Annotated in this window: 7 protein-coding genes; 4 read left to right on the forward strand and 3 right to left on the reverse strand. The window is 70.5% G+C overall.

Annotated elements, in window-relative coordinates; all coding sequences use genetic code 11:
- Nucleotides 1–593 precede the first annotated feature (593 nt).
- The 3 genes from eccCa (at nt 594) to OU415_RS36740 (ending at nt 6,959) form a co-directional block, all read left to right on the forward strand.
- Nucleotides 594–4,493: a type VII secretion protein EccCa gene (eccCa, locus tag OU415_RS36730; protein ID WP_270954328.1), complete on the forward strand. Its 3,900-nt coding sequence runs from the start codon at nt 594–596 to the stop codon at nt 4,491–4,493.
- Entirely contained in the window at nt 4,490–5,623 is a 1,134-nt protein-coding gene (locus tag OU415_RS36735; RefSeq protein WP_270954330.1) for a S8 family serine peptidase, read from the forward strand. Before eccCa ends, OU415_RS36735 begins: the two co-directional genes overlap by 4 nt.
- Before the next feature lie 100 nt (nt 5,624–5,723).
- A complete protein-coding gene (locus tag OU415_RS36740) occupies nt 5,724–6,959 on the forward strand; it encodes an aspartate aminotransferase family protein (protein ID WP_270954331.1) in 1,236 nt (411 codons plus the stop codon).
- 65 nt (nt 6,960–7,024) lie between these two features.
- Here OU415_RS36740 and OU415_RS36745 read toward each other — a convergent pair whose 3' ends face one another.
- The 3 genes from OU415_RS36745 to OU415_RS36755 all read right to left on the reverse strand — a co-directional run bounded on the left by OU415_RS36745 (nt 7,025) and on the right by OU415_RS36755 (nt 10,407).
- Entirely contained in the window at nt 7,025–9,391 is a 2,367-nt protein-coding gene (locus OU415_RS36745; RefSeq protein WP_270954332.1) for an excinuclease ABC subunit UvrA, read from the reverse strand.
- Between the two features lie 157 nt (nt 9,392–9,548).
- Nucleotides 9,549–9,959 (reverse strand): VOC family protein, encoded by a 411-nt coding sequence (locus OU415_RS36750; RefSeq protein WP_270954333.1) that lies wholly within the window; start codon nt 9,957–9,959, stop codon nt 9,549–9,551.
- A gap of 10 nt (nt 9,960–9,969) precedes the next feature.
- On the reverse strand, nt 9,970–10,407 hold the full coding sequence (locus OU415_RS36755; protein ID WP_270954334.1) for a helix-turn-helix transcriptional regulator: 438 nt from the start codon (nt 10,405–10,407) through the stop codon (nt 9,970–9,972).
- Nucleotides 10,408–10,574: 167 nt separating this feature from the next.
- Here OU415_RS36755 and OU415_RS36760 point away from each other — a divergent pair, with 167 nt between their 5' ends.
- The gene (locus OU415_RS36760; RefSeq protein WP_270954335.1) at nt 10,575–11,000 is read left to right on the forward strand and encodes a YciI family protein; all 426 of its coding nucleotides are present in this window, start codon (nt 10,575–10,577) and stop codon (nt 10,998–11,000) included.
- The last annotated feature ends 43 nt before the right edge of the window (nt 11,001–11,043 follow it).

Below are 11,043 nucleotides of genomic sequence, written 5' to 3' on the forward strand. Positions count from 1 at the left end.
CACTATAGGTGATCACGTGGGGTCCTGGCCTGAAGAATGATCTTGTGGTGAGACCTTCTTCTACCAGGACCCCACGCCCACATCTCTCCAGGCCACCGGCCATCCCCATTCCACTGAGATCACCTCATTGAATTTGCGGAAGTTCTCCACAGGACCCGGAACTCATCCACAACCGTCGGCGCGTCAGACCCCAAGAACCGGGCTCGGACACCGGGCTCGGACACGCCGGGGTCCGGACACGCCGGGTTCGGACACACCGGGGTCCCGACACACCGGTGATCACAGTTTCAATTGAAACTGCACCGGACCTCCGGCGTGTCGGGTGCGGACACGCCGCGGGAACCACAGTTTCAATTGAAACTGCAGGTACTCGGTGTCGGCGTGTCGGGACCTGACACGCCGAAGGTCCACAAATTCCATTGAAATTGGACCTTCGATTTCAATGGAATTTGCGGACACCCGGGTCCGGGAGGTGGTGAACGGATCGGTGGGTCGGGGACGTGGGGTGGGTGGACCGGGGACCACCCAGCGAGGAGCCGAGCGCGATGACCACGACCCTGTTTCGCCGACCTAGTCGGGAGCAGCCTCCGGAGATGCCGAGCGGGGAGCTCTCCCTGCAGGAGCCTCCGCCGCTGCCGGAGACAGTGGGCCGGGACTTCCTGTCGTCGCTGATGATGCTGCCGATGATGCTCGGCGGCGGCGTGTTCATGCTGATCTACATCGCGCCGCGGAACCCGATGCTGGGCCTGGGCATGTTCGGCCTGATGCTGACGATGGCGCTGCTGATGTTCCTGGTCCAGCTCGCCCGGGGCGGAACCGAACGGCGCCAGAAGATGCGCGGCGAACGGCGCGACTACCTGCGCTACCTCGGCCAGGTCCGCTCCCAGGTCCGGACCGCGGCGGCGAAGCAGCGGGAGTCGCTGTCCTGGCGCCACCCGGACCCGGACAGCCTCTGGTCGGTGGCGATGACCGGCCGCTTGTGGGAGCGCCGGGCCGCGCACGGCGACTTCGCCGAGGTCCGCATCGGCACCGGCTCGCAGCGCCTCGCCGTCCGGATGACCCCGCTCAGCACCAAGCCGATCTCCGACCTGGAACCGCTGTCCGCCCGGGCGCTGCGCCGGTTCATCAACGCCTACAGCTCGGTCGCGAACCTGCCGACGTCGCTGTTCCTGCGCGGTTTCGCCAAGGTGCGCTTCGCCGGTGAGGAGGAGGCGATCCGCGCGGTGACCCGGTCCGCGCTCGCGCAGCTGGTCACCTTCCACTCGCCGGAGGATCTGCGGGTCGTGGTGTGCGCGGCTCCGGACCGGGTGCACCTGTGGGACTGGGTGAAGTGGCTGCCGCACGCGCAGCACCCGGTCGAGCAGGACGGCGCGGGCCAGGTCCGCCTGCTGGCCGACGGGGTGGATGCGCTGACCGACCTGCTCGACGCCGAGCTCGGCGAGCGCGGCCGGTTCGAGGCAGCGGCCTCGCCGAGCCCGGAGGAGCCGTACGTGGTGATCGTGCTGGACGGCGTCGACGTCCCCGCCGAGTCGCGCCTGGCCGGCACCGGCTACCACAACTCCGTCGTCCTCGACGTCTCCGACGCCCTCACCGGCGGCGCCGGGCGAACCACGCTGCGGCTGGACGTCACCTCCGAGCGGGTGGACATGGTGCGCACCGACCGCACCGGCCAGGAGGTCCGCACCGAGCTGTGCACCCCGGACCTGCTCAGCACCGCGAAGGCCGCGACCCTGGCCCGGACGATCTCCCCGTACCGGCTCGGCGGCACCACCGACGTCGCCGAGCCGATGGTGGCGAACTTCGAGCTGCCGCAGCTGCTAGGCATCGGCGACCTCGACGCGTGGGATCCGAAGTCGATGGCGCGCAGCGGGTTGACCCGCGATCGGCTGCGGATCCCCATCGGCATCACCGAGAACGGCGCGCCGATCGAGCTCGACATCAAGGAGTCGGCGCAGGGCGGGATGGGCCCGCACGGCTTGCTGATCGGCGCCACCGGTTCCGGCAAGAGCGAGCTGCTGCGCACGATGGTGCTGGGCATGGCGATGACGCACTCGTCGGAGACGCTGAACTTCGTGCTGGTCGATTTCAAGGGCGGCGCGACGTTCCTCGGCCTCGACCAGCTCCCGCACGTCTCCGCGGTGATCACCAACCTCGCCGACGAGGCGACCCTGGTGACCAGGATGCAGGACGCGCTGCACGGGGAGATGGTGCGGCGCCAGGAGTTCCTGCGCGCGGCCGGGAACTACAGCTCGCTGCTGGAGTACGAGAAGGCGCGCCTGTCCGGGGCACCGCTGGATCCGCTGCCGACGTTGTTCGTGATCGTCGACGAGTTCTCCGAGCTGCTGGCCGCGAACCCCGACTTCGGCGAGCTGTTCGTGATGATCGGCCGGCTCGGCCGCTCGCTGGGCGTGCACCTGCTGCTGGCCAGCCAGCGCATCGAGGACGGCCGGATGCACAAGCTGGAGAGCCACCTGTCCTACCGGATCGGCCTGCGCACGTTCTCCGCGATGGAGAGCCGGTCGGTGATCGGGGTCCCCGACGCCTACCAGCTGCCGAGCGCGCCCGGCAACGGCTACCTGCGCAGCGACGTCGCGACGCTGATCCGCTTCAAGGCCGCCTACGTGTCCGGCCAGCACCGCAGGCGCACCCGCGAGCAGCGGCAGGAGGAGGTGCGGCGGCAGGTCGTCCCGTTCGGCGTCGGCAAGCTCCCGGTGTCCGCCGCCCCGGCTCCGGAACCCGCACCCGCCGCGGACGACGACTCCGGCGATTCCGTGCTCTCGGTCGCCGTGGACAAGCTCGTCGGCCACGGCCCGCCCGCGCACCAGGTGTGGCTGCCGCCGCTTGCCGATCCGCCGGCGCTCGACCAGCTGCTCCCGCCGCTGCTTCCCGATCCCGAGCGCGGGCTGACCGCATCGGGCTGGCCGGGCTGCGGTCGGCTCGTGGTGCCGGTCGGCGTGGTGGACAAGCCGTTCGAGCAGAGCCGCGACCTGCAGGTCGTCGACCTGTCCGGGGCGGGCGGGCACGTCGGCATCGCGGGTGGTCCGCAGTCCGGCAAGAGCAACCTGCTGCGCACCTTGATCGCCTCGATCGCGCTCACCCACACCCCGGCCGAGGCGCAGTTCTACTGCCTCGACTTCGGCGGCGGCACGTTGTCCGCATTGGACGGTCTGCCGCACGTCGGCGGCGTCGCCGGTCGGCTGCAGGCCGAGCGGGTGGCGCGCACCATCGCCGAGGTGCAAACCCTGTTGGCGCAGCGGGAGAAGACCTTCGCCGAGCACGAGGTGGAGAGCATGGCCGCCTACCGGGAGCGGCGCGCGAAGGGCGAGTTCGCCGACGACCCGCACGGCGACGTGTTCCTCGTCGTCGACGGGTGGGGCGCGCTGCGCTCGGAGTTCGAGCAGCACGACATGGCGCTGCGCGCGCTCGCCAGCCGCGGCCTCGCCTACGGCGTGCACCTGCTGGTCACCACGAACCGCTGGTCCGACGTGCACAGCGCGCTGCGCGACCAGCTCGGCACCCGCCTGGAGCTGCGGCTCGGCGACTCGATCGACTCGATGATCAACATGCGCAAGGCGGCGGAGGTCCCGCAGATCCCGGGTCGCGGCATGACTTCGGACCAGATGCACTTCCTGGCCGGGGTGCCGCGCATCGACGGCGTCGCGGGCACCGACGGCCTCGCCGAATCGACCAGGGAGCTGTGCGCGGCGGTCGCGGAGAGCTGGTCCGGCCGGGATGCGCCGGTGGTGCGGATGCTGCCCGCCGTGCTGCCCGCGGCGGAACTGCCCGCCCCGCAGCCGGGCCCGAAGGTCGCGCTCGGTGCGGGCGAGCTGGACCTGCAACCGGTGTGGCACGACTTCGGCGACCGGCCGCACCTGACCGTCGTCGGCGACAGCGGCAGCGGCAAGACCGCGGCGCTGCGGCTGATCGCGAACGCCATCACCAGCGTGTACTCGCCGGAGCAGGCGCAGGTCCTGGTCGTCGATCCGCGCCGCGGACTGCTGGAATCGGTGCCCGAGGCCTACCGCCGCGGTGCTGCGGTGTCCGCGCCTGCGGCCGAGACGTTGGTCCGGCAGCTCGCCGAGGAGCTGAAGGAGCGGGTGCCCGGCACCGACATCACCCCTGCGCAGCTGCGCAGGCGGGACTGGTGGAGCGGCCCGGAGATCTTCGTGCTGGTCGACGACTACGACCTGATGCTGGGCCCGATGGGCGGCCCGTTCGACCCGCTCGTGGAGCTGGTCCCGCAGGCCGGCGACATCGGCCTGCACCTGGTGATGGCCCGCGCGGCGGCGGGCTCGAGCCGGTCGTCGATGGAGCCGGTGACCCGCCGCTTGCAGGAGTCGAACACCCCGGAGCTGGCGCTGTCGATGCCGGCCAACGAACTACCGCTGCTCAACGGCGCCCGAGGCCGGCAGCTGCCACCCGGCCGAGCGCTGCTGGTGACCCGTCGCGACGGCATCGGCCTGCAGATCGGCTGGACGGAGGAACCGGAGTGAGCTTTCGAGGAGCCGTGCTGGCCGCGGTCCTGGGCGTCGTGGCGACCGCGTCCCCGGCCGTGGCCCAACCGATCGGGCAGTGCACGCCACCAGCGGAAACCCCGGTGACGACGATGTCCTGGGCGCAGCAGCGGATGGGCGCGGACCGGGCGTGGCCGCTGACGGAGGGGGACGTGGTCGTCGGCGTGGTCGACACCGGCGTCAGCGCCACCGCACCGGCGCTGTCCGGTGCGGTGCTGCGGGGTTCGGACCTGGGCGGTGGTCCCGGCGACGGCGACTGCTTCGGTCGCGGCACGTTCATCGCGTCGCTGATCGCTGCTCGGCCGAGCAGCGACCCGCACGTCCCGTTCGCCGGGGTCGCACCGGCGGCGAAGATCTTCCCGGTCCGGGTCAGCGACGATCCGCCGAAGATCCTGGACCACGCCGGGCTCGCGGTGGACATCGGCAGGGGCATCCGGGCGGCGGTCGACGGCGGTGCCCGGGTGGTCGCCGTCGGGCTGGTGGCCACATTGGACATGCCGGAGCTGCGGGCCGCCGTCGCCTACGCCGCCGAGCGGGACGTGCTGGTCGTAGCGTCCGCCGCGGTGCCGAAGAAGGGCCAGCTCGCCTTCCCCGCCCGCATTCCGGGCGTCCTCGCGGTGGCCCCGGTCGGTCCGGACGGCCCGTCGCAGTCCGCGAACTACGGCGCATCCCCGGCGATCGCCGCCCCGGCCCAGCAGCTCGTCGGCCTCTCCCCGCAGGGCTCCGGCCACCGCGTCTCCTCCGGGGACGAGCTTTCCGTGGCCTACGCAGCAGGCGCCGCAGCCCTCGTCCGCGCCTACCACCCGGCGCTGTCCGCGCCCGAAGTCGCCGAGCGCCTGCTCGGCACGGCCGACCACCCCTCGACGCCACTCCCGAACGAGCTGATCGGCTACGGCGTCGTCGACCCGTTCGCCGCAGTCACCACGATCCCCAACACCGACCCGCCCAAGCCCCCGGTCCCGGAACACCTGGCAGTCCCCAAACCCGCTGCAGCAGACCCGAACCCGGCGAACAGGGCCCTCTGGCTCACCGGAGCGATCGCCGCAGCGGCCCTCCTCCTCGCAGGCCCGGCGGCAGCCGCAGCAGCCCGCCGACGCCGCACGGGCTGAGCCTCACCTCTCGTGAGCGGCGATGGTCGCTCTTACCACCATCGCCGCTCACGAAAACTCGCGGTGGACGCGAGGTGAGGTGCGTCCGTAGCTTCGGGCCATGTTCGACGACACGGCACAGCACTTGATCCGCTACTCGGGGCACGGCGCCTTCAGCCCCGGCGTCATCGACCGCGCTGCAGGGAGCTGGGTGACCACCGAGGACGGGCGGGAGCTGCTCGACTTCACCTCGGGGCAGATGAGCGCGATCCTCGGGCACTCGCACCCCGAGATCGTCGCGACGATCCGGGCCCAGGCCGAGCGGCTCGACCACCTCTACAGCGGGATGCTGAGCCGGCCGGTGCTCGAACTCGCCGAGCGGCTCGCGGCGACGTTGCCCGCTCCGCTGGACAAGGCGGTGTTCCTGTCCACCGGGGCGGAGGCGAACGAGGCCGCGATCCGGATGGCCAAGCTCGTCACCGGCAAGTTCGAGGTCGTCTCGTTCGCCCGTTCCTGGCACGGGATGACGCAGGCCGCCGCGAACGCCACCTACAGCGCCGGGCGCTCCGGGTACGGGCCCGCCGCTCCCGGCAACTTCGCGCTGCCGGTCCCCGACCGGTTCCGGCCCGACATCGTCGACGCCGACGGGAACCTGGACTGGCGCCGCCAGCTCGACCTCGGCTTCAGCATGATCGACGCCCAGTCGGTCGGCAGCCTCGCGGCCTGCATCGTCGAGCCGATCCTGAGCAGCGGCGGCCTCATCGACCTGCCGCCGGGCTACCTGGCGGCGCTGCGGGACAAGTGCCACGAGCGCGGCATGCTGCTGATCCTCGACGAGGCCCAGACCGGCCTGTGCCGCACCGGCGACTGGTACGCCTTCGAACGCGACGGCGTCGTCCCGGACATCATCACCCTGTCCAAGACCCTCGGCGCCGGACTACCGCTGGCGGCCGTGCTGACCAGCGCGGACATCGAGCAGCAGGCGCACGAGCGCGGGTTCCTGTTCTTCACCACGCACGTCAACGACCCGCTCCCGGCGGCCGTCGGCAACACCGTCCTGGACGTGCTGACCCGGGACGGCCTCGACGCCCGTGCCCGCGAACTCGGCGACCGCCTCATCGGCGGGCTGAACGACCTGGCCAGGACGCACCAGGTGATCGGCGACGTGCGCGGCCGCGGCCTGCTGGTCGGCCTGGAACTGGTCACCGACGGCGCCGAGCTCGGCCTGCACATGAACATCGTCCAGCTCCCGGGCATGGGCGGAACCTTCCGCATCGCCCCACCCCTGACCGCCTCGGAAGCAGAGATCGACCGAGGCCTGGAAATCCTCGACAAGGCCCTCACCGACCTGACCTGATCACCACCAGCCTGACCTCGACAGTGGAAGGCGTGCCCCGTTCAGCGGGCACGCCTTCCAGCCGGTCACTCTTCGACGTACTCCGCGAGGTGTTCGCCGGTGAGGGTGGAGCGGTCCTTGACCAGGTCGGCCGGTGTTCCTTCGAAGACCACTCGGCCACCGTCGTGGCCTGCGCCGGGGCCGAGGTCGATGATCCAGTCCGCGTGGGCCATGACCGCCTGGTGGTGCTCGATCACGATCACCGACTTGCCCGCGTCGACGAGGCGGTCCAGCAGCGCGAGGAGCTGTTCGACGTCGGCGAGGTGCAGGCCGGTGGTGGGCTCGTCGAGGACGTAGACGCCGCCCTTCTCCGACATGTGCGTGGCCAGCTTGAGCCGCTGCCGCTCGCCGCCGGACAGCGTGGTCAGCGGCTGGCCCAAGCGGAGGTAGCCGAGACCGACGTCGGTGAGGCGCTGCAGGATCTTGTGCGCCGCCGGGATCCGGCTGTCCCCGTCGCCGAAGAACTCCTCGGCCTGCGCCACCGACATCGCGAGCACCTCGCTGATGTCCTTGCCGCCGAACTCGTACTCCAGCACCGCGGCCTGGAACCGCTTGCCCTCGCACTCCTCGCAGGTGGTGGCCACCCCGGCCATCATCGCCAGGTCGGTGTAGATGACGCCCGCGCCGTTGCAGCCGGGGCAGGCGCCCTCCGAATTCGCGCTGAACAGCGCCGGTTTCACGCCGTTGGCCTTGGCGAAGGCCTTGCGGATCGGGTCGAGCATCCCGGTGTAGGTCGCCGGGTTGCTGCGCCGCGAGCCGCGGATCGCCGTCTGGTCCACCTCGATCACCCCGGCGTCGCGGGGGATCGAACCGCGCACCAGCGAGCTCTTGCCGGATCCCGCCACACCGGTGATCACGCACAGCACCCCGAGCGGGACGTCGACGTCGACGTCCTGCAGGTTGTGCGTGTTCGCGCCGCGGATCTCCAGCTCACCGCTGGGTTCGCGCACCTGCGCCTTGAGCTTGGTCCGGTCCTCCAGGTGGCGGCCGGTGGTGGTGTCGCTGGACCGCAGCCCCTCGACGTCGCCCTCGAAGCACACCGTGCCGCCCGCGGTGCCGGCGCCGGGCCCCAGGTCGACGACGTGGTCGGCGATGGCGATCGTCTGCGGCTTGTGCTCGACGACGAGCACCGTGTTCCCCTTGTCCCGCAAGCGGAGCAGCAGATCGTTCATCCGCTGGATGTCGTGCGGGTGCAGGCCGATGGTCGGCTCGTCGAAGACGTAGGTGACGTCGGTCAGCGAGGACCCGAGGTGCCGGATCATCTTGGTGCGCTGCGCCTCGCCGCCCGACAGCGTCCCGGACGGGCGGTCCAGCGAGAGGTAGCCGAGGCCGATCTCCACGAACGAATCGAGGGTCTGCTGCAGGTTCTCGAGCAGCGGCCCCACCGACGCGTTGTCGAGGCCGCGGGTCCACTCGGCCAGGTCGCTGATCTGCATCGCGCACGCGTCGGCGATGTTGATCCCGGCGATCTTCGACGACCGCGCGGTCTCGCTGAGCCGGGTGCCGCCGCACTCGGGGCAGTCGGTGAAGGTGATCGCCCGGTCCACGAACGCCCGGACGTGCGGCTGCATCGACTCGCGGTCCTTGGCCAGCATCGACTTCTGCAGCTTCGGGATCAGGCCCTCGTAGGTGAGGTTGATGCCCTCGACCTTGATCTTGGTGGGTTCCTTGTAGAGGAGGTCGTTCAGCTCCTTCTCGGTGAACTCGCGGATCGGCTTGTCCGGGTCGAAGAACCCGCTGCCGCCGAAGATCCGCCCGTACCAGCCGTCCGCGCTGTAGCCGGGGACCTTGAACGGGCCCTCGTTGATGGACTTGGTGTCGTCGTAGAGCTCGGCGAGGTCGAAATCGCTGACCTGGCCCCGGCCTTCGCAGTTCGGGCACATGCCGCCGAGGACGCTGAACTCGCGCCGCTCCTTCACGGTCTTGCCGCCGCGCTCGAACTTGACCGCACCGGCGCCGCTGACCGAGGCCACGTTGAACGAGAACGCCTGCGGCGAACCGATGTGCGGCTTGCCGAGCCTGCTGAACAGGATGCGCAGCATCGCGTTGGCGTCGGTGGCGGTGCCGACCGTGGAGCGCGGGTCGCTGCCCATCCGCTCCTGGTCGACGATGATCGCGGTGGTCAGCCCGTCGAGCACGTCGACGTCGGGCCGCGACAGGGTCGGCATGAAGCCCTGCACGAACGCGCTGTAGGTCTCGTTGATCATCCGCTGCGACTCGGCGGCGATGGTGCCGAACACCAGCGAGCTCTTGCCCGAACCCGAAACCCCGGTGAACACCGTGAGCCGGCGCTTGGGGATCTCGACGCTGACGTCCTTCAGGTTGTTCACCCGCGCACCGTGCACGCGGATCAGGTCGTGGCTGTCAGCGACGTGCAGCCCGGACTTGCTCATCGGTGTCTCCATCTGCTCGTGGAACCCGCGGTCGCCCCCATCGAACCAGCCGGGTCGGACGATCAGCCGGGAGCCCGCGCGATGACGCACGCGGGCTCCCGGCGAAACTGCGGGCCAGCAACCGTCTTTGATCTTCGTCGGCCTGAAAACGGGCTCTTCAGCGCAGCTCGTTGATGCGGATCAGGTTCCCTGCGGGGTCGCGGACTGCGCAGTCGCGTCGGCCGTAGGGCTGTTCCGTGGGTTCCTGGACGATCTCGACGTTGCTGGCCTGCAGCTTCTCGAACGTGCCGTCGAGGTCCGGGGTGGCCAGGTTGATCATGGTGAAGGTGCCCTTGGCCATCATCTCGGCGATGGTGCGGCGCTCGTCGTCGGTGATGCCGGGGCTGGCAGCCGGCGGGTACAGCACGATCGACGTCCCCGGCTGCCCCGGCGGGCCGACCGTGATCCAGTGCATGCCGCCGTAGCCGACGTCGTTGCGGACCTCGAAGCCGAGGACGTCGCGGTAGAAGGTCAGCGTGGCCTCGGGGTCCTCGTGCGGGAGGAAGGCTTCGGCAATCGTGATGTCCATGCCGCCAACGCTAGGGCTGGCCGGGCGCTCGCGCTTCTCGATTCCTGATCGGTCTGGTGACCTGCTTGGCCACGCACGACGGCATCCCCGCGGTGGCCTCCGCCGCCTCGCGCCGGTAGCGGCTGGGCGACATGCCGACCAGCTCGGTGAAGCGGGTGCTGAAGGTGCCCAGCGAGGAGCAGCCGACCTCGAAGCAGACGTCGGTGACGCTGAGGTCGCCGCGCCGCAGCAGCGCCATCGCGCGCTCGATGCGCCGCGTCATGAGGTAGCTGTACGGGGATTCGCCGTAGGCCCGCCGGAACTGCCGGCTGAGGTGACCGGCGGACATGCCGACGCCCCGGGCGAGCGCCTCGACGTCCAGCGGCTGGGCGTACTCCCGGTCGATCCGATCGCGAACCCGCCGCAGCAGCGCGAGATCGCGGAGTTGCGCATCGGAGGCACTGGTCACCTCCGAAATCCTGCCACCGCTCCCCCGGCGCTCCCAACCGGCACCGCGTTTTCGCAGGTCAGGATGCCGGTGGAAAAAGTTCTGGAAAAATCGTCGCGGAGTGTCGATCCGGGCTCCGGCCGTTCGATGCGTTGGTGAGAGCAGGGACCGACCCCGAGGAGACAGCGATGAAGTACATGGTGATCGTCAAGGCCGACCAGGAGTCCGAGGCCGGCGCGGTGCCCAGCGAGCAGGAGCTCGCGGAGATGACGAGGTACAACGAGGAGCTGGTCGCGGCGGGCGTGATGGTCGACGGCAACGGGCTGCTGGAGAGCCGGCTCGGCGCGCGCGTCAAGTTCTCCGGCAAGGGCAGCACCACCGTCGTCGACGGGCCGTTCACCGAGACCAAGGAGCTCGTCGCCGGGTACTGGATCCTCGACGTCGCCTCCCGCGAGGAGGCGATCGAGTGGGCCCGCCGGATCCCGTTCGAGAGCGGCGAGGTCGAGATCCGCAAGGTCGCCGAGGAGGCCGACTTCGGCGAGAACCTCACCCCGGAGCTGCGCGAAGCCGAGCAGCGCATGCGCGAGCAGATCACCCAGCAGCACGGCGGGTGAGCGGGGTCGTGAGTGCGTAAACCGGTTCGAGCCGGTCTACGCA

The organism is Saccharopolyspora oryzae, assembly GCF_027853915.1.
In the GTDB taxonomy this organism is placed as follows: domain Bacteria; phylum Actinomycetota; class Actinomycetes; order Mycobacteriales; family Pseudonocardiaceae; genus Saccharopolyspora; species Saccharopolyspora oryzae.